Consider the following 18,283-nt stretch of genomic DNA (forward strand, 5'->3'; position numbering starts at 1 on the left):
TGGGTATCCTCACGCACAAGGCTGAAAGCGCCGGTCGAGAGCTGATCGCGGTGAACCCCGCCAACACCTCCCGCACCTGCCCCGACTGCGGGCACGTGTCCGGGAAGAACCGCACCACCCAAGCCGACTTCGCCTGCGTCGGCTGCGGATACGCTGCGAACGCCGACGTCGTCGGCGCGACCAACGTTCTCAGGGCCGGGCTGGTCCTGCGCGAGGCCGCATCACCTAGCGAGAAGCCACCCGTTTACGGGGTGGAGGAGTCACCCAGGGATACGCATCATTGGCCGGGCGCCGTTACGGAAAGTTCGACCGACGTCACCCGTTGGGCCGGGGCCGTTGCTGGCCGATGTCATTTCGTTCGGCTCAGCCGGATTGGCTCGGCTCGGTCGGGTTAGGTCAGGTCGCTTGTGTGGTCGGATGCCCATTGGGACAGGGTGCGGGCGGGTCGGCCCAGGACTCGTTCGACGTCCGGCGAGACCTCGGGCGGTTCCTCCGCGTACTCGGCCTGGTAGCCCAGGATGTACTCGGCGACGTCCATCGGGAACCCCGCCGTGATGTAGGCGGCGCGCGCCTGGCCGTACGTGAGCGGCTCGAAGCGGAGCCGCCTGCCCAGGCCCTCGCCGACGGCGGCCGCCTGCTCGCGGTGGGTCTGCGCCAGAGGTCCGCTCAACGTGTAGGCGTGCCCGGCGTGGCCGTCCTCGAGGAGCGCGGCGACGATCACGTCCGCGATGTCGGCCTCGTGGATGGGCACGCCGAGCGCGTCGGGAAAGGCGCTGCGCACCACGCCCTCGGTGCGGATCGACTCGCCCCACATGTCGAGCTTGTTCACGGCGAACTCGCCCGGCCGTACATGGGTCCACTCCAGCCCGGACCCCTCGATGACCTCCTCCACGTCGTGCAGCATCTCGAAACTGCCCGGTCGCCGGGTCGTCACGGCCGAGGTCGTCATGTCGACGACGCGGGTCACTCCCGCCCTGGCCGCGTGCGCCAGGAAGGCGTCCGCCTGCTTGGTCGCGAGGTCGGCGTCGAGAACGCCGGGCAGGTAGAAGGTCCTGTCCACCCCTTCGAGCGCGGCGGCGAGTGTGGAGGCGTCGGTGAGGTCGCCGGCCACCACCTCAGCCGCGCCGGGCAGCGCGGCGGTGGCCGGGTTCCTGGTCAGGGCCCGGACCTGATGCCCTGCCGCGAGCAGCCGGTCGACCACGACGCGGCCGACCGTGCCCGTCGCGCCGGTCACGAGGATCCTCATGGATCTTCTCCCTTTCGTCGGTGAGGCGGTGAAGGTAACCCCGGAAACGCCTGGTCCGCACATGGGCCTATGTCTCATTTGGCAGGTCGGGGTGCATGCGGGAGGATCACCGGCATGGAGGCGCTCGCTCAGCGGCTGGTTCCGGACGAGATGTGGGCGGTGGCCAGCACGCTCATGCCAGGGCAGCGGCTACGTCCCCAGGGCGGCGGCAGGGCCGCGACCGACGCGCGCAGGGTGATGGCAGCGGTCGTGTATGTGGTCACGAGCGGGTGCGCTTGGCAGCATCTGCCGCATTCGTTCGGGGTTACGGTGCCCACGGCGCATCGGTGGTTCGCCCGCTGGACACGAGCCGGGCTGTGGCAGAACCTGCACGAGGCGACGGCGTCCGACCCCGCGCTCGCCGACTGGACCAGGGCGATCCGTGACTGCGCGTCGCTGCGTGATCACACGTGAAAAATCACCAAACGAGACATTAGCCAAACCGGGGCAATCCGCCCATTTGCCCGCGTGACGCGGGTTCCGTGCGTCGGTGGGACACTCCGCTGCCGGGGTGCCGGGAGAGCGGAAGGCCCGCCTGGGCGAACCAGGCGGGCCGTTGACGCGGAGACGGCGGTCAGGCGGTCCAGGCGGTCAGCACTGGGCGGGCTTGAGCCACGAGCACTCCAGGTCGCCGCCCTCCTGGGAGGCGGGGCTGTCGTCGGTGCGGAGCTGGGCGGTGGTGTCGGGTGTGATGCGGCTGAACTTCGCAAGCCGTACCGCGATCTTGTCCTCGATGTCCTTGGGCGACCCGGACAGGTACTGGTTCAGCATGACGGAGAACACCAGGGGCTCGCCCTCGGCGCTCGTGACGTAGCCGGACAGCGACGTGACGCTCGTCAGCGACCCCGTCTTGGCGTGGACGTTGTTCGCGGCGGGCGTGCCGCGCATCCGGCTGCGGAGGGTGCCGCCGGTGAAGCGGTCGGCGTTCCCGGCGATGGGCAGCGCGTCGTACCAGGTCTTGAACCACGGCTTGCCCCGCACCGACAGCAGCAGCTGGGTGATCGAGGTCGCGGTGACGCCGTCGCGACGGGAGAGGCCCGAGCCGTCGCGCAGGTTCAGGATCTGGACCCCGTTCGCCTTGGCGAAGTCCGAGGTGACCTTGAGTCCCGCGGACCACGTGCCCTGGTTCGCCACCTTGCGTCCCATGGCCTTGGTGAGGATCTCGGCGTGCATGTTGTTGCTGAGCTTCATGAACGGCACCAGCAGCTCGCTCAACGGCATCGACTCGTGCTTGGCCAGCTCGGTCGCCCCCTGGGGCGCGCCGCTGACCGTGGGGCCGAGGATCTTGACGCCGTGGGCGTTCAGCGCCTTGCGGAACAGGGAGGCGGCGTAGTGGGTCGGGCTGTCGACGGCCACCCACTCGTCGTACGGCTCAGCCACGGTGCCGGTGATGACGATCGTGTTGGTGGCGTGCCGGCGTTCGATGAGCACGTCCGTCGAGGAGCCGACGGTCGCGTTGTTGACGATCTTCACGTAGTCGGTCTCGGGGGTCGTGCTGACCTTGACCTTGTCCCCGTCGGCCGCGACGGAGACGATCACCGAGCCCGCGTCGTAGTCCTTGTCGGGCGAGGCGGTCAGCGCGGAGATCTGGGCGGCGTAGTAGGCGGTCTCGTCGTCCCACGCCCAGTCCTGGCCGAGCCGTAAGTCGTCGAACCAGGTGTCATCGGCGACCAGCTTGCCGGTGACGAGCTTGACGCCCTTCGCGGCGACGGCGGCGGCGAGCGCGTCGTAGTCGGCGGCCAGCATGGTCGGGTCGCCGGTGCCGCGCAGCACCAGGTCTCCCCTGAGAACCGACCCGATGGTACGGCCGGCGGCCAGCGCGCTGGTGGTGAAGCGATAGTCGAGGCCGAGCACCTCGGCTGCGGCCGCGGAGGTGAACAGCTTGGTGTTGGAGGCGGGGGTCATGAGCTTGCCCGCGTCGGTGGAGTAGAGCTGCTCGCCGGTGCTGGCGCTCTTGACCACGACGCCGGCCCGGCCGATGTCCAGGCGGGAGTCGCTGAGGATCTGGTTGAGATCCTGGGTGAGGTCGGCCACGCCGGGGGAGGGGTCGGTGGCGGTGGCGGGAGAGACAGGGCTGGACGCCCACGCGAGGGCGGCGACGAGCGCGCCGGCGACGAGTGAGGCTGGGGTGCGACGCATGGAGGTCTCCAGGGTGCGTACTAGGTCTCGCAGGGATCATGGGAGCGCCGGCCCCTACTCGCAATCCGCAAATTTCCGTATCTTTCCTCGAGGCCGCTGACCCGCCAAGCCGTTGGGGCATGCCTAACGCATCCAGACAGACGATGTCGCGTGACTCGGTGCTTTTGGTCGGCCGGGTTGAACGGGCGGCGTTGCGGACCTCAGCCGGAGTCCTGCTGGAGCATGCGTGCTCGACAGACGGTTTCCGGTGACGGGCGGTGGACTATCGGGTGCTTGCCGTACCGGACACAGACAACCTCACCTCTCGACGCGGTCGCCGGTGACGGAGTGGGGGTTAGCGGGTGCCTGCCGTGCTGGACACCAGGAACCCCACGTCCCCGAACGAGATCTCGTCGCCCGACCGTACCCGCGCAGGGCCGACCAGCCGCCACCCGTTGAGGCGGGTGCCGTTCAGGGATCCCAGGTCGAGGAGCATCCAGGACCCGTCGTCGCCCTTGCGTAGTTCCGCGTGCACCCTGGACACGGTCAGGTCGGCCAGCACCAGGTCGCAGGCGGACCCGCGGCCCACCACGTACCGGAGCCTGCTGTCGTCGGGCAACGCGAGCCGCGGCAGCCGCGGCTTGCGCCAGGCGGACTGCAGGCGGGTGGTGAGCTCCGAGACGGAGGCGACCACATCGGTCAGCCGCTGTCTGAAGGTGTTGGGCGGGGGGAGGTCGGCGACCAGGTCGTCGAGCTCGTGGCGGCTGCGCGCCCGCAGCGCCTGATCGACCCGGCCCACGAAGGTGTCGTGACTCAGACGCCCCTCGACGGCGCGGTCGCGGAGCTCGTCGATGGCGCGATCACGTTCCCCATCGGATGCGCGAAATGGGGGTTGCGTCGAGCTCATGCCCCGAGTATCGGCCCGAACCGCGTTTCCTGTCCAGAAAACCTTGAAGGGGGCATACTGAGTATGCATACTCAGTATTCATGTCGATCCGACACGGGCTTCTGGCGTTGCTCAGCCAGGGGCCCCGATATGGCTATCAACTGCGCGCGGAGTTCGAGGCGTCGACGGGGGCGACCTGGCCGCTCAACATCGGCCAGGTCTACACGACGCTCTCCCGCATGGAACGAGACGGCCTGGTCGCCTCCGGAGAGGAGGACGAGCAGGGCCGGGTCGTCTACACGGTCACCGAGGCCGGTCGGGCGGAGATGGAGCGATGGTTCAGCACCCCCGTCGCCCAGTCCGACCGGCCGAGGGACGAGCTGGTCATCAAGCTCGCGATGGCCGTCACCGCGAAGGACGTGGACGTCGGCAAGGTCGTCCAACGCCAGCGAACCGCCACGATGCGCACCCTGCAGGAGCTGACCAGAGCCAAGCGTGCCAGCTCTGCCGGCCCTGCCCAGCGTCTGGTGCTGGATTCGATGATCTTTCAGGCCGAGGCCGAGCAGCGCTGGCTCGACCACTGCGAGGCCGTACTCAAGGAGGCAGGAGCATGAAGCGTGTGATGGCGCTGAAGGACGTGGCGCGCGTGCACGGGGAAGGTGAGGCGGCCGTCCACGCGCTGAGGGGTGTCAGCCTGGAGATCGACGCGGGGGAACTGGTGGCGGTCATGGGCCCCTCGGGTTCCGGCAAGTCGACGCTGCTCAACCTCGCGGGCGGCCTGGACAGGCCCACCAGCGGCATGGTCGAGGTCGAGGGGATCGACCTCTCGACCGTCAAGGACCTGGCGGCGCTGCGACGCAGGAGCGTCGGCTACGTCTTCCAGGACCTCAACCTCATCCCTTCGCTGACCGCCGTGGAGAACGTCATGCTCCCCAGGGAGCTCGACGGCGTGCGGGCCCGCGAGGCCAGGGAGGAGGCGTTAGGGGTGCTGGGAGAGATCGGTCTGGCGCACCTGGCCGACCGGTTCCCCGACGAGATCTCGGGCGGCCAGCGCCAGCGCATCGCGATCGCCAGGTCGCTGGTGGGCGAGCGGCGGCTGATCCTGGCCGACGAGCCGACGGGCGCGCTGGACACGCCGACCGGCGACGAGATCCTCGAGTTGCTGCGGAGCCGCTGCGAGGCGGGCGCGGCGGTGCTGCTCGTCACCCACGAGTCGCGTTACGCGGGGTGGGCGGACAGGGTGGTGTTCCTGCGCGACGGCCGGATCGCCGACGTGACGACCGCGCCGGCGGTGAGCGTCTGATGAGGGTCGCACTGCGCATCTCGCGCCGGGACGCCTTCAGAGCCAAGGGGCGCACCGCTCTCATCATGGTGATGATCGGCCTGCCGGTGCTGGTGATCACGGGGCTGCTCACCTTCGCGGCGACGGCTGGCGTGACGACCAGCGAGGGGCTGGTCAGAGATCTGGGCGCCGCCGACCTGCGGGTCAAGACGACACAGTTCAACAAGATCAGCCAGCAGTACGGCGACAGCGGAGACCCCGGTTCCGTGTATACCGAGGGGCCGAAACGCTCTCAGCCCACGACCACGGCGGAGGTCGCGGCGCGGCTCCGGCCCGGCACCAGGCTGATCGGCTTCGACGAGGGCGGCCTGGACGTCTGGAGCGCCGACGGCTACGACCGCGTCAGCGCAGCGGAGATCGACCTGCGCGATCCCCTCGCCAAGGGCATGCGACCGCTGGTGGAGGGCCGTTACCCCGCGGGCCCTGACGAGGTCGTGGTGACCCAGGCCATGCCGTTCCGCGCCGGAGACACGATCAAGGTCACCCGCGCGAACCGTCAGGTGCGGGTGGTCGGCGTGGTGGCCTACCCGTTCAGCACCGAGCACACGGAGGTCGTCGGCTTCAAGGGTGTGCTGCTGCTGGACAGACGCGACGGCATGGGCACCGGCTGGCTCGCCGACACCCCGTCCCCCGCGACGCTCGAGGACACGCGGCGCCTCAACGAGATCGGGCTCGTCGGTCTTTCCGCCCTCACCGCTGACGATCACGAGAGGAATGTGCCGACGTCGACCGCCGAGGTGATGTCGATCGCGCTCGTGGTCTTCATGGTGGCGGCGGAGACGGTTCTGCTGGCAGGGCCCGCGTTCGCGATCGGACTGCGCAGGCGCAGGACCGAGCTCGCCATGATCGCCGCGCAGGGTGCCACGGGGGCGCAGCTACGGACGATCGTGCTGGCCGACGGGCTGGTGCTGGGCGGTGCCGCCGCGGTGCCGGCCGCCGTCGTCGGTACGGCGGGCGGGCTGCTGCTCGTTCCGCTGCTGTCGGGCTCGGTGGGCCCGGCGGAGGTGCCATGGTGGCAGGTGCTCGGCGTCGCGGCGCTCGGGCTGCTGAGCGGGGTGGTGGCGGCCATGGTCCCCGCGCTGCAGGCGGCGCGGCAGGACACCGCCGCCGTGCTGGCCGGACGCCCGGGGGTGACCCGTGACAGGGCGGGCAAGCCCGTCCTCGGGCTGGTGCTGCTGGTGGCGGGGATCGTCGCGATTGTGCTGGCGACCAGGACCGAGGAGGTCTGGATCTTCGCTGCCGCCATGCTCGGGCTGCTGGGGATGGTGGCGCTGACCCCCTGGCTGGTCAAGTTCACCGGGCGGTTCGCCGTGAGGCTGCCGCTGGCGTTGAGGCTGAGCGTCCGCGACGCCGTTCGCCACCGCGTGCGTACGGCATCGGCGGTCGCGGCGGTGATGACGGCGACGGCCGGAGCCATCACCGTGGGCATCGGGATCTACAGCCAGGACCTCGACGCCGGCGAGTCCTACCGTTCCGCCGCCCCTGTCGGCACGCTGACGATCAGCGCGGTCGGGGCGGACGACGCGGAGTGGGCGAAGATCCGCGAAGCCGCGAACCAGCGGATGCCCGGCGTCACACAGGCAGGGGGCTTCCGAGCGACGAACGAGAAGGGCCAGGCGCTCCTGCTGTTCCCGCAGAGACCGTTCAGATGCGTGGGATGCGGGTCGATGTTCTTCGACGTCACCATTGGTGACCAGCGGCTGCTCGATCTGCTGCAGGGCGGGCACGACCCGCGGACCGCCGCCGCGTTCGCGGAGGGGAAGGCAGTGGTCTTCGACCCCGCGCCCCTGCGGAAGGGCAAACTCCGCGTCCAGGTCGGCTCCGACGAAGGAGCCGGTGGCGACAAGACCTTCGAGATACCGGCGGTCGTGGGGAAGCCGGCCGACCGGAAGCTGGGCGTGGTGCTGGTTCCACCGGCGGTGGTGTCGGCGAAGGGCTGGACGCTCAAGGAGCGAGAGCTCTACGCGCGTTACCAGCCGAAGGACGTGGACAAGCTCCAGAGGGAGCTGACGGTGCTCAGCCCGTATGTCGGCGTCAGCGTGGAGCAGGGCTACCGGCGTGACATCGGCAGCGCGCTGCTCGTGCTGATGGGGGCCGCGCTGATCCTGGTGCTCGGCGGCACGCTCGTGGCGACCGCGCTGGCGGCGGCCGACATGCGGCCCGATCTCGCGACCGTCTCGGCGGTGGGCGCGCCCGCCAAGACAGGTCGGCTCGTGGTCGCTGGGCAGGCAGGTTACGTCGCGGGCCTCGGCGCGCTGGTGGGCGCCATCGCCGGCGTCGTCCCCGGCGTCGCACTGGCCTGGGTCATGACCACGGGTGGTGGCATCGCTCTGAGCTTCGGCCCGTTCATGGTCCGGCAGCACCCCGGTCCCGCGACGATCGCCGTGCCCTGGTCACTGGTCGGCGTCCTCGTGGTCGGGCTGCCGCTGCTGGCCGCGCTGGTCGCGGGAGCGTTCGCGCGGACGAGGACGCTGACCGTGACCCGCCGCCTCACGTGACGATGCGGCGCACGCGGATCTTGGACTGCTTGTGCTTGAGGAGCTCCCAGTCGTCCATGAACGTCGCCGACAGGCCGTACTTCCCGGCCAGCTCCACGAGCGTCTCGGTGCGGTAGTAGAAGTCTTCGCGCAGGACGTGGTGCTCCTTGCCCTGCGTCCTGTCGAAGGTGAAGTCGAACCAGCCGTCGGGCTTCATGACCCGGCCCACGTGCGCGAAGCACTCCTCGATCACGTGCAGCGGGGAGTGGGAGAAGACGCTGTGGGCGTGGACGACGTCGAAGAACTCGTCGGGCAGGAAGCCGAAGCGCAGGTCGTGGACGGGGGTCAGGCGGGGAAGCTTGTCCTGCAGGCCGAAGTCGGCCAGCGTCTGCTGGGCGGCGAACAGGATGTCGGGAGAGATGTCGAGCCCGTAGTAGTGGCCGGGGGCGAGGTAGTCGATGAACAGCCGCCCTGCGCGCAGGTTGCCGCAGCCGATCTCCAGCATGCGGTGCTCGGGGCTCAGGCCGTGCTGGACGAGGTAGTCGAACTGCGTCTTACCGATCTTCAGCCATCTCTCCCTGCTCTTGGAGCCGACGGCGCGGTCGGGGTTGCGCTCGGTGTCCGAGCGCATCACGGCCCTGTAGTAGTCCACGTGGTCGCGGCTCTGGAGCCTGAGCCACAGGTCCCTGGTGAGCCGCCGCGCGTGGGGGAGGACTTTGTCAGGGTTCAGCAGCGCGTATCTCGCTTGGTGGAGAAGACTGGAGCGGGTCATGCAGAACATGTTCCGCTGTCAATCGGTAACAGAACGTCATGGGCGTGGCAAGAACATCCATGCAGGCCGCCGAACGAGCCCACGCGGACGAACGCCGGGAGGCCCGTCAGTCCGTGACGTCGGCGCACACCACGTGCGCGCCCAGCTCCACCATCCTGCGCTCGCTGCGCGCGTCGGCCACCCGCGCCATGAGGATCGGCGCCTCGCTGGCCGCCAGCTGCGGCAGCTTGGCGCGCACGCCGCGGTGGAGGTCGCGAACCACGTCCTCGGCCGCCGACATGTGGACCTTGACGTGCAGCATGATCCCTGGAGCGCCCGAAGCCGTGCGCGCCTCGGAGATCCACACGTGGTGGACCAGCGGGTAGTCGACGAGCAGCAGGGAGATCGCGCCGCGCAGCGCGGGCAGGATGGGGTGGGTGCAGCGGCGGTAGCCGGGGTCCACCTGCTGCATCGGCCCCGACAGGTGGGGACGCGGCGCGGGGATCCATGACTGCGGCGCGGGGGCGACCTGCACGGGCGGCGCGCTCTGCAGCACGGAGCCGCCGTGCGAGACCGCGGCCATGGCGCCCGTCGCGTACGCCGTGGGCATCGCGCCGGACAGGATCGGCTGGGGCCCCGTCCGCGTCGAGACCAGGAAGCGCTGGAGATCCTCGATCGGTACGGCCGCCGCGGCAGGTCCCGCGGCGTCGATCACGATCTCCCGCACGCCGGTGACGCGCTGGATGTCGAGGATGGTGTCGGCGTCGCAGGCCGACAGCGAATGGCCGCCCCGGTGCCGTGCGTAGGTGTGCGGCCCGGTGTAACCGAGCAGGACTCGATCGCCGACCTGGGTCGTGCCCAGGACGACGGACCGGTCAGGGCGCACGGCGACCAGGATTCCCCCATCGGCGAGTGCGGCCAGCAGCAGGTGCGGACTGCCGTGCTGGACGAGCACGTCGGCGAGAGAGGGGTTCCCGATGCTCATAGGGTGAACCATAGGTAGTTGCCCATGGCTTATCAGGCTAATAGCGAAGAAAACTCCAGATCAAGACAAAGTTGGCTGAGGTCGGGATGAGTTGCCCGGTTGCTGGGTACGCCCGCCCAGATCCTGAGACCCTCGTGAATGCGTTCACAAGCACGGATAGACTCAGAGAGATCCGAGGGGCCCGCAGACGTGTCCCTCAGCCCGTCGCATGCCCCTAAGGATCCACCAGTGAACAAGCCCGTCGTTCTGGTCGCAGAGGAGCTGTCGGAAGCAGGTCTCGCCGTGCTCGGTGCAGACTTCGAAGTCCGTCACACCGACGGCGCCGACCGCTCACAGCTCCTGCCCGCGCTCGCCGACGTGGACGCGCTCATCGTCCGCTCCGCCACTCAGGTGGACGCAGAGGCCGTCGCCGCGGCGCCGAAACTGCGCGTCGTGGCGCGCGCGGGTGTCGGCCTCGACAACGTCGACGTCGAGGCGGCGACGAAGGCCGGGGTCATGGTCGTGAACGCGCCGACCTCCAACATCACCAGCGCCGCCGAGCAGACGATCGCGCTCATCCTGGCCAGCGCCCGCAACACCGCGCAGGCCCACGCCGCGCTCAAGAACGGCGAGTGGAAGCGGTCCAAGTACACCGGTGTCGAGCTCGACGAGAAGATCGTCGGCATCCTCGGGCTGGGCAAGATCGGCCAGCTGGTGGCCCAGCGGCTGCAGCCGTTCGGCGTCGAGCTGATCGCCTACGACCCCTACCTGCCCCCGGCCCGCGCCGCGGCGATGGGCGTCAAGCTGGTCAGCCTCGAAGAGGTCATCAGGACCGCCGACTTCCTCACCGTGCACCTGCCCAAGTCGAAGGAGACCGTCGGTCTCATCGGCGACAAGGAGCTGCACGAGGTCAAGCCGTCGGTGCGGATCATCAACGTGGCCCGCGGCGGCATCGTCGATGAGGCCGCGCTCTACTCCGCGATCAAGGAGGGCCGCGTGGCGGGCGCGGGCCTCGACGTGTTCGCCAAGGAGCCCTGCACCGACAGCCCGCTGTTCGAGCTGGACCAGGTCGTCGCCACGCCGCACCTCGGCGCCTCCACCCACGAGGCGCAGGAGAAGGCGGGCACCCAGGTGGCTCGCAGCGTCAAGCTCGCCCTCGCGGGCGAGTTCGTGCCCGACGCGGTCAACGTCCAGGGCGGCGCCGTCGCCGAGGAGGTCAAGCCCGGCCTGCCGCTGGCCGAGAAGCTGGGCCGCGTCTTCACCGCGCTCGCCGGTGAGACCGCCACCAAGCTCGACGTCGAGGTGCGTGGCGAGATCGCGGCGCAGGACGTGCGGGTGCTGGAGCTGGCCGCGCTCAAGGGCGTCTTCATCGACATCGTCGAGGACGCGGTCACCTACGTCAACGCGCCGCTGCTGGCCAAGGAGCGCGGGCTGACCGTCGAACTGGTCACCAGCTCGGAGAGCCCCGACTGGCGCAACGTCGTCACCGTCCGCGGCGTGCTGGCCGACGGCCGGACCGTCTCGGTGTCGGGCACGCTCTCGGGGCCGCGCCAGGTCACCAAGATCGTCGAGGTCAACGGCTACGAGATGGAGATCGAGCCGACCGACCACCTGGCCTTCTTCACCTACACCGACCGGCCCGGCATCGTCGGCGTCGTGGGTCACCTGCTGGGCGAGAAGGGCATCAACATCGCCTCGATGCAGGTGGCGCGGGACGTCAAGGGCGGCAAGGCGCTGATCGCGCTGACCGTCGACTCGGCGATCCCGGCTGACGTGATGGACCAGATCGTGGCCGAGATCGGCGCCGACAGCGGGCGCTCGGTGGACCTCACCGACTGACCGTCTCGTTTCCCCTCTCCGGAACGCCTTCCCGCCCTGGTGCGGGAGGGCGTTCCTGTTTCCACCACCGCAATGGACGTCTCAAATAGTGAGATATTCGGACGTCCTACGAGACAGCCTGGACCGTGCCAGGTACTTTGGAATGGATGAGCTGGGTACTCGTACTTATTACCAGCCGCGACGGGGCCTGTTAGGGCAGGTCGGCGACCCGTCGCGGTGAGCGGCGTTGCGTCGGCCTTAAGCCCCCTTCGTCCGGTCCGTGATCCGGACCGCACGAGATCAGGCCCGGTCGGATTCGCGACCGGGATCCGACGTCCGAATCCATTCGCGTCCGCGAAACGAGATGAGTCACGTGTACGACATGTATCCATGGAACCGCGCCGAAGATCATGACGACGAGGCGGCGGAGGCCGTTCAGATCGCGCTGGATCGCAGGGACAACGGCGGCTCCCCCTCCCCCCGCTGAACGGGACCACCCGGTGGAGTTCCCCCTGCTCCACCGGGGCGAACCCACTCCCACTCCTTCTCCGGGCACGCATCGGCCAGGGACTCCCGCGAGGCTGGGATCCCGCTCCCACTCCTTCTCCGGGCACGCATCAGCCCGGGAACCCCGGGAGACCGTCGTCCCCTGGGATTCCCGGGCTGATGCGCGACTCCGTCGGCCTCGGGGTGATCGGAGCCTAGAGGGTGGCCCGCATTGACGCGGGGGCCGCCTCGGTCTTCGCCTCGATCAGTTCCTTCGCCTGCGCCACGCCCTTCGGGTCAGGCCGCACCGCGCCGACGAATGCCTGTCGCCGCCACGGGCTGAGCTTCTCCTCCTTCACCACGTCGCCGCTGTGCGGCGCGTGCACCATGTAGCCGTCCTTGGAGATCATCCCGACGTGCCCGAGATTGCTGAAGAAGACCAGATCGCCGGGCTGCAGGTTCTTCCACTTGATCTTCTTGTCGAATGCCTGGTACTGGTCGCGGGCCACGCGGGGAAGCTCGATCCCCGCCTTCTCGTAGGCCTTCATCATCAGCCCCGAGCAGTCGTAGCCGCTGGGGCTGGTGCCGCCCCACACGTACGGCGTGCCCCGCTTGGACATCGCGAACTTCAGCGCGATCTGCCATGCGGGCTTGGGCATCTGCTTGAGCTGGGCCTTCTTGATGTCCGCTCCGGTGAGGGTCACCGTACGAGCGGGGTCGCCCTCGACGGGCTGGTTCTGGCCAGGTTGGACCGGCTGGCTCTTGAGGGTCTCGACCTGGATGGGGGTGGCCGACGCGGGGGAGGCGGCGGCGGCTGATCCTGCGGCGAGGAGGCCGCCGAGAACGGCAGCCGTGACGATGCGAGACAGGGGAATGTCCTTCCACGGGGCCGACCGGGTTAGCTGACGGGCTCGGGCGTGGAAGCCGCCCTACGGCATGGGGGTGCCGATTCGCCCCAAGGGGGAATGGGTCCCCGGCTCCGTGCGACCATCGCAGCGGATTAGGCTGGCAGGGACTCTAACGAAAGGGTCAAAAGACCGCAAACCCGACAAAACGACGTGTCCGGGAAATGAGATGCGGTGTTCGACAGTCGAGACGACCCGGTAAGGTACCGGCCATGGAGTCGCGCAACATTCGTCTGGCCGTCATTCCCGGTGACGGGATCGGCACCGAGGTCGTCGCCGAAGGGCTCAAGGTCCTGGAAGCGGTCGGCGCCAAGATCGAGACCACCCACTACGATCTGGGCGCCACCCGCTACAACGCCACCGGTGAGACCCTCACCGAGGAAACCCTGCAGGAGCTGCGCGGTTACGACGCCATCCTGCTCGGCGCGATCGGCGACCCGAGCGTCCCCCCGGGGATCCTCGAGCGTGACCTGCTGCTCCGACTCCGCTTCGAGCTCGACCACTACGTCAACCTGCGCCCGGTGAAGCTCTTCCCCGGCGTGGAGACCCCGCTGGCCGACACCCGCGCTGAAGACATCGACATGATCGTCGTCCGCGAGGGCACCGAGAGCCTCTACGCCGGCGCCGGCGGCGTCCTGCGTCGCGGCACCCCGCACGAGATCGCCACCCAGGAGTCGCTCAACACCGCCTTCGGCGTCGAGCGCGTGGTCCGCTACGCCTTCGCCAAGGCCGCCGAGCGCCCCCGCAAGAAGCTCACGCTGGTCCACAAGACCAACGTGCTCACCTACGCGGGCGACCTCTGGATGCGCACCCTCAACCGGGTGGCCGCGGACTTCCCCGACGTCACGACCGACTACCAGCACGTCGACGCGGCCTCGATGTTCTTCGTCAGCCAGCCGGAGCGCTTCGACGTGATCGTCACCGACAACCTGTTCGGCGACATCATCACCGACATCGGCGCCGCCATCGCCGGCGGCATCGGGCTGGCCGCCAGCGGCAACATCAACCCCGACAGGACCGCGCCCAGCATGTTCGAGCCTGTCCACGGCAGCGCCCCCGACATCGCGGGTCAGGGCAAGGCCGACCCGACCGCCACCATCCTGTCCGTCGCCATGATGCTCGACCACCTCGGCCTGACCGAGGAGGCGGCCCGCGTCGAGCAGGCCGTCGCCGACGACATCGTGGATCGCCTGGCCGGGTGGGCCGGCCGTACGACGCACGAGATCGGTGACGACATCACCGCACGAGTAGCCGGCGGCGCCTGACCGCCTGCCACTCAGCACCATAGGCGGCCTGGCGCCCTTCGGCCGGGTCCTAACTGTCCGGGATCCGGCGAGAGCGTAGCCGCCTGGATACCACAATCAACGCCTGGCGGCTCGCGAGATCGCCAGGCGTTTGCTGTAAGTTCCCGTTACCCGGTCCAGCGCAAAATGGACTCAGGGCAAATCTCGCGAAAAGAGAAGGATTTCCGTCATGACCACCGCTCAGAAGCTCAGCTTCGATGTGCAGCTCTCCGACCACGCTCGCACTGCGGCGGAGCGTGAGCAGGTACTGGCGAGCCCGGGGTTCGGGCAGACCTTCACCGATCACATGATCTCGATCGACTACACCGAGGGCAGAGGCTGGCATGACGCGCGGCTCATGCCGTACGGGCCGCTCGTCCTGGACCCGGCGACCTCCGTCTTCCACTACGCGCAGGAGCTGTTCGAGGGACTCAAGGCGTACCGCCAGGCCAACGGATCGATCGCCACGTTCAGGCCCTACTCGAACGCCAGCCGCTTCAACGCCTCCTGCCTCCGCATGGCCATGCCCGAGCTGCCCGAGGAAACCTTCGTCGAGTCCCTCGACCTGCTCATCCAGACCGACCGCGACTGGGTGCCCACCACCGAGGGACACAGTCTCTACCTGCGGCCCTTCATCATCGCGACGCAGGTCGGGCTGGGCGTCAACTACCCGTCCAAGACCTACAAGTACATGGTCATCGCCTCACCGGCCGCCTCCTACTTCACCGGCGGCGTCAAGCCGGTGTCGGTGTGGCTCTCCACCGAGTACACCCGCGCCGCCCCCGGCGGCACCGGCGCGGCCAAGTGCGGCGGCAACTACGCCGGCGCCTTCGTCGCCCAGCGCGAGGCCGTCGAGCAGGGCTGCGACCAGGTGGTCTGGCTCGACTCCAACGAGCACAGGTACGTCGAGGAGATGGGCGGGATGAACCTGTTCTTCGTCTTCGGCGACAAGCTGTTCACGCCCGCGCTGACCGGCACGCTGCTGCCCGGCATCACCCGCGACTCCATCCTGTCCCTGGCCGCCGACCTGGGGTTGGAGGCCGAGGAGGGGCGCATCTCGATCGAGGAGTGGCAGGCCGGGTGCGAGTCCGGCGAGCTCAGTGAGGTGTTCGCGTGCGGCACGGCGGCGGTGGTGACGCCGGTCGGGTCGGTGAAGGGCACCGACCGCTCCTGGACGGTCGGCGACGGCACGCCTGGCCCTTTGACGTTGAAGGTGCGTGAGGAACTGCTGGGCATCCAGTACGGCACGCGCCCCGACACCCACCACTGGATCCACAAGCTCTCCTGATCCCCCGGGGCAACGGTCCTTCGCGCGGGTGATTCACGCTCGAGGCGCCGGAGCCCCGACTCACGCGGCCCTCACCCCGCTCGGCCGTTCTCCCAGGACGCCGGAGCCCCGGCCCTGCAGATGGTCGTCGCCTCGCTCGGCCGTTCCCGGCCGTGCGAGGATCCAGACACCGTGATGGCCACTGTGAAGGATGACGATGTTCGCGATTTCCCTGGGCGATGGAGCTGAACTGCGGCCGTTGGAGCCCTGGCAGGCCGAGGAGTTCCTCGCCCACATGGACCGCGGCCGCGAGTACATCGGCCGGTACGTCGGGCTCCCCGACGCCACGGCCGACCTCGAATCGGCGCGGCGCTGGCTCCAGTCGTACGCCGACAAGGCGGCCGCCGACACCGGCCGTCTCTACGGCATCTGGCTCGACGGGCTCCTGGTCGGCGGCGTTCTGTTCAGGGTCTTCGACGCAGGTGCGGGCAACTGCGAGGCCGGTTGCTGGCTGGAACCGGCCGCCGCCGGGCGCGGTCTGGTCACCCGCGCGGCACGCGTCATCATCGACTGGGCGGTCCTGGAACGCGGAATGCACCGTGTGGAGTGGCTGGTGGCCTCGGAGAACACGCCGAGCATCAACGTGGCCAAGCGGCTCGGCATGAGCCGCGACGGAGTCCTGCGTGAGGACAACCTCTACCGGGGCGCACGGCAGGACACCGAGATCTGGTCGGTCCTCGCACCCGAGTGGCGTTCGTCGAGGGACTGACCTCCACCGTGACACGACCGTCGGCTCGCCGAGATCGAGCCGCGTGGGTCGGCGGGATGGGTTTCTCGGCCGTGCGAACCGGGTGCCGTGCGGCGCCCCGCTGGGGGGTCCTCCCCAGGGGGAGCCGCTCGGGTCGAGTAGGTGGATCAGGGGTCGCAGACGATCACTTCGTCGCCCACGGCCAGTTTGCCGGGGCGGATGACGGAGAGCTTGGTGCCGAACGCGATCCCGCCCTCGGCCACCCTGCGGTAGGTGGCGAGCGTGCGCAGCGGCTCGGGACCCGCCTTCGTCCCTGCGCGCTGGTCGACCATGGTGACGGCGCACCTGATGGCCAGCTTGGCGAAGCCCAGTTCGGCGTTTCCGATGCGCACGCGGCGGATCCGGTCCTCCTGGTGGGGTTCGTCCCATCCGTCGATCACGATGTTGGGCCGGAAACGTGACATCGGAAGGGGAGAAGTGCTCAGCCGCCGGTTGAGTTCGTCCAGCGAAGCCTGAGAGATGGCGTGAACGGGGCTGCTATCGGCGTATCCGGAGGTTCCGGGTGTCTGGCCGTCGGTCACCCTGTCGTGTTCGGGCGGCACTCTCATGAGCCTGCTGGGTACGGCGAGCACGGCCGAGAGCCACGCGGCGGCGCGCTCTCCCTGGTCGATGCCCCGGTAAGGGGTGCCGAACAGGGTCACGTCCTGGCGGGCGGCGTCGAGGTCGACGTCGAGGCGCAGGTCGGCGGTGCCGGGCGCGCTGAGCGTGAGTGCTGAGCCGTCGGCGTCGACGGCGGCGCGGATGACGGCGAGCCGCGGGTCGCGGCGCTGGCTGCGGAACCTGCCTGACGCGTCGGTGACCATGAAACTGCGGTCGTGTTCGATTCCGGCGCCGGTCAGGAGCGCCTCACTGGCGGGCACGCCCGCGCAGCCTTTGATCGGGTACGAGATCAGCCTGCCGACCGTTGCCATGAAGATGCCCCATTTCTGTCATGTACGCGCCGGAAGGCTACGGCGGGCCCTCCTCTCGAGGCCAGAGAAAGCCCGATTATCTGACAGAGATTCGTCATATTTGTGAGCCTCGATGCGCGGCGAAGAAGCCGAGCACCCGACGCCAGGAGTCGGCGCAGGCCGCCGCGAAGTCCTGAGCGCCGAGCTCGAAGAAGCTGTGCGGCGCGCCCGGGTAGGTGACGAACTCGTGCGGGCACCCGGCTGCCGTCAGCGCCTCGTCGAAGCCGTCGACCGTGGTGGACGGGATGCCGTCGTCCGCGCCTCCCCAGAGGGCCAGGATCGGCGCGGTCAGTTCGGGCGCGAGCTGCGTGGGCCCAGGCGTGCCGTTGATCGGGCCGGGGAAACCGTAGAAGCCGACGGCGCCCGCCAGGCCGAACCGGGTGGCGGCGGAGCGGAAGGCTTGGCGGCCACCGAAGCAGAAACCGAGGGAGAACACGTCGCCGGCGCCGGTCGACCGCAGGCGGCCGATGGCCGCGGTGATGTCGTCGCCGAGCCCGGCTGGGGTGAGTTTTCCGAGATGCCGCATGAGATTGCTCATCGCGGTGAATTCCGCGTCGCGATCGGCGTAATCCGTGCCGGCGGTGCGGCCGAAATAGTCGATGGCGAGTGCTGCGTGCCCCTGTTCGGCGAGACGCGCGGTGAGGGTCTCATAGAAAGGGGAGAGGCCGTTGTTGTCCGGCAGTACGACCACGCCCACGCCCGACGGCTGTTCGGGGCGGGCGAGATAGGCGGCGAAAAGGGTGCCGTCGGCGGAGGTGAGCGTCAACGGCCCCTCGGCCGCGACCGCGGTGATGGCGGGGCCGTGGACGGGCGGAACGGCATCGGCGTCGTAGCATATGGGGATTCCTTGTCGTGGGATCTGAATGGCCGCACGAAAGGCTAACAAGGAATCCGGGATATGTTTCTCAGCATATCAGAGACAAATAATATTCGACAGCCTTTG

General features: G+C 69.1%; 17 protein-coding genes and 1 riboswitch. Of the genes, 9 read left to right on the forward strand and 8 right to left on the reverse strand.

What is annotated here, in order from left to right; translation table 11 throughout:
- Window positions 1–395, forward strand: a 395-nt coding sequence (locus tag AB0B45_RS06450) for a zinc ribbon domain-containing protein (protein ID WP_358126286.1), incomplete at its 5' end; no start/stop codon positions are given.
- Here the strand turns inward: AB0B45_RS06450 and AB0B45_RS06455 are convergent.
- A complete protein-coding gene (locus AB0B45_RS06455; RefSeq protein WP_358126289.1) occupies window positions 392–1,246 on the reverse strand; it encodes an NAD(P)H-binding protein in 855 nt (284 codons plus the stop codon). The two genes, AB0B45_RS06450 and AB0B45_RS06455, sit on opposite strands and share 4 nt — an antisense overlap.
- A 114-nt stretch (window positions 1,247–1,360) precedes the next feature.
- Between AB0B45_RS06455 and AB0B45_RS06460 the strand changes: the two genes are divergently transcribed.
- Window positions 1,361–1,699 (forward strand): transposase, encoded by a 339-nt coding sequence (locus AB0B45_RS06460; protein WP_358126291.1) that lies wholly within the window; start codon window positions 1,361–1,363, stop codon window positions 1,697–1,699.
- Between the two features lie 177 nt (window positions 1,700–1,876).
- Here the strand turns inward: AB0B45_RS06460 and dacB are convergent, their stop codons facing one another.
- Both dacB and AB0B45_RS06470 read right to left on the reverse strand, forming a co-directional pair.
- On the reverse strand, window positions 1,877–3,424 hold the full coding sequence (dacB, locus tag AB0B45_RS06465; protein ID WP_358126294.1) for a D-alanyl-D-alanine carboxypeptidase/D-alanyl-D-alanine-endopeptidase: 1,548 nt from the start codon (window positions 3,422–3,424) through the stop codon (window positions 1,877–1,879).
- Window positions 3,425–3,758: 334 nt separating this feature from the next.
- Complete coding sequence (locus AB0B45_RS06470) at window positions 3,759–4,310, reverse strand: DUF1707 and FHA domain-containing protein (RefSeq protein ID WP_358126297.1); 552 nt, start codon at window positions 4,308–4,310, stop codon at window positions 3,759–3,761.
- 80 nt (window positions 4,311–4,390) lie between these two features.
- On the opposite strand from AB0B45_RS06470, the gene AB0B45_RS06475 reads away from it, so the two are divergent.
- The 3 genes from AB0B45_RS06475 to AB0B45_RS06485 are packed head-to-tail and all read left to right on the forward strand — an operon-like array spanning window position 4,391 to window position 8,129.
- Window positions 4,391–4,903: a PadR family transcriptional regulator gene (locus AB0B45_RS06475; protein WP_358126299.1), complete on the forward strand. Its 513-nt coding sequence runs from the start codon at window positions 4,391–4,393 to the stop codon at window positions 4,901–4,903.
- Window positions 4,900–5,592: an ABC transporter ATP-binding protein gene (locus tag AB0B45_RS06480; RefSeq protein WP_358126302.1), complete on the forward strand. Its 693-nt coding sequence runs from the start codon at window positions 4,900–4,902 to the stop codon at window positions 5,590–5,592. Before AB0B45_RS06475 ends, AB0B45_RS06480 begins: the two co-directional genes overlap by 4 nt.
- Window positions 5,592–8,129, forward strand: a complete 2,538-nt coding sequence (locus tag AB0B45_RS06485; protein WP_358126305.1) for an FtsX-like permease family protein — start codon at window positions 5,592–5,594, stop codon at window positions 8,127–8,129. Before AB0B45_RS06480 ends, AB0B45_RS06485 begins: the two co-directional genes overlap by 1 nt.
- Here the strand turns inward: AB0B45_RS06485 and AB0B45_RS06490 are convergent.
- Both AB0B45_RS06490 and AB0B45_RS06495 read right to left on the reverse strand, forming a co-directional pair.
- Entirely contained in the window at window positions 8,122–8,880 is a 759-nt protein-coding gene (locus AB0B45_RS06490; RefSeq protein WP_358126307.1) for a class I SAM-dependent methyltransferase, read from the reverse strand. The genes AB0B45_RS06485 and AB0B45_RS06490 overlap by 8 nt on opposite strands.
- Before the next feature lie 106 nt (window positions 8,881–8,986).
- Complete coding sequence (locus AB0B45_RS06495; protein WP_358126310.1) at window positions 8,987–9,844, reverse strand: hypothetical protein; 858 nt, start codon at window positions 9,842–9,844, stop codon at window positions 8,987–8,989.
- Between the two features lie 228 nt (window positions 9,845–10,072).
- Between AB0B45_RS06495 and serA the strand changes: the two genes are divergently transcribed.
- Window positions 10,073–11,662 carry a phosphoglycerate dehydrogenase gene (gene serA, locus AB0B45_RS06500; RefSeq protein WP_358126313.1) on the forward strand — a complete coding sequence of 530 codons (1,590 nt, stop codon included), beginning with the start codon at window positions 10,073–10,075 and terminating at the stop codon, window positions 11,660–11,662.
- A gap of 680 nt (window positions 11,663–12,342) precedes the next feature.
- Here the strand turns inward: serA and AB0B45_RS06505 are convergent.
- Window positions 12,343–12,831 carry a C40 family peptidase gene (locus AB0B45_RS06505; protein WP_358126315.1) on the reverse strand — a complete coding sequence of 163 codons (489 nt, stop codon included), beginning with the start codon at window positions 12,829–12,831 and terminating at the stop codon, window positions 12,343–12,345.
- A 168-nt stretch (window positions 12,832–12,999) separates the two neighbouring features.
- A riboswitch (cyclic di-AMP (ydaO/yuaA leader) is annotated at window positions 13,000–13,144 on the reverse strand.
- Between the two features lie 100 nt (window positions 13,145–13,244).
- On the opposite strand from AB0B45_RS06505, the gene AB0B45_RS06510 reads away from it, so the two are divergent.
- The 3 genes from AB0B45_RS06510 to AB0B45_RS06520 all read left to right on the forward strand — a co-directional run bounded on the left by AB0B45_RS06510 (window position 13,245) and on the right by AB0B45_RS06520 (window position 16,351).
- A complete protein-coding gene (locus tag AB0B45_RS06510) occupies window positions 13,245–14,297 on the forward strand; it encodes a 3-isopropylmalate dehydrogenase (protein WP_358126318.1) in 1,053 nt (350 codons plus the stop codon).
- Between the two features lie 208 nt (window positions 14,298–14,505).
- On the forward strand, window positions 14,506–15,603 hold the full coding sequence (locus AB0B45_RS06515; protein WP_358126321.1) for a branched-chain amino acid aminotransferase: 1,098 nt from the start codon (window positions 14,506–14,508) through the stop codon (window positions 15,601–15,603).
- A gap of 196 nt (window positions 15,604–15,799) precedes the next feature.
- Window positions 15,800–16,351, forward strand: a complete 552-nt coding sequence (locus AB0B45_RS06520) for a GNAT family protein (RefSeq protein ID WP_358126324.1) — start codon at window positions 15,800–15,802, stop codon at window positions 16,349–16,351.
- Window positions 16,352–16,497: 146 nt separating this feature from the next.
- On the opposite strand, the gene AB0B45_RS06525 is transcribed toward AB0B45_RS06520, so the two are convergent.
- The gene (locus tag AB0B45_RS06525) at window positions 16,498–17,301 is read right to left on the reverse strand and encodes an MOSC N-terminal beta barrel domain-containing protein (protein ID WP_358126327.1); all 804 of its coding nucleotides are present in this window, start codon (window positions 17,299–17,301) and stop codon (window positions 16,498–16,500) included.
- A 94-nt stretch (window positions 17,302–17,395) separates the two neighbouring features.
- Window positions 17,396–18,106 carry a dienelactone hydrolase family protein gene (locus AB0B45_RS06530; protein ID WP_358126330.1) on the reverse strand — a complete coding sequence of 237 codons (711 nt, stop codon included), beginning with the start codon at window positions 18,104–18,106 and terminating at the stop codon, window positions 17,396–17,398.
- Window positions 18,107–18,283 lie beyond the last annotated feature (177 nt).

Origin of the sequence: Nonomuraea sp. NPDC049152 (genome assembly GCF_040648355.1) — a bacterium.
In the GTDB taxonomy this organism is placed as follows: Bacteria; Actinomycetota; Actinomycetes; order Streptosporangiales; family Streptosporangiaceae; genus Nonomuraea.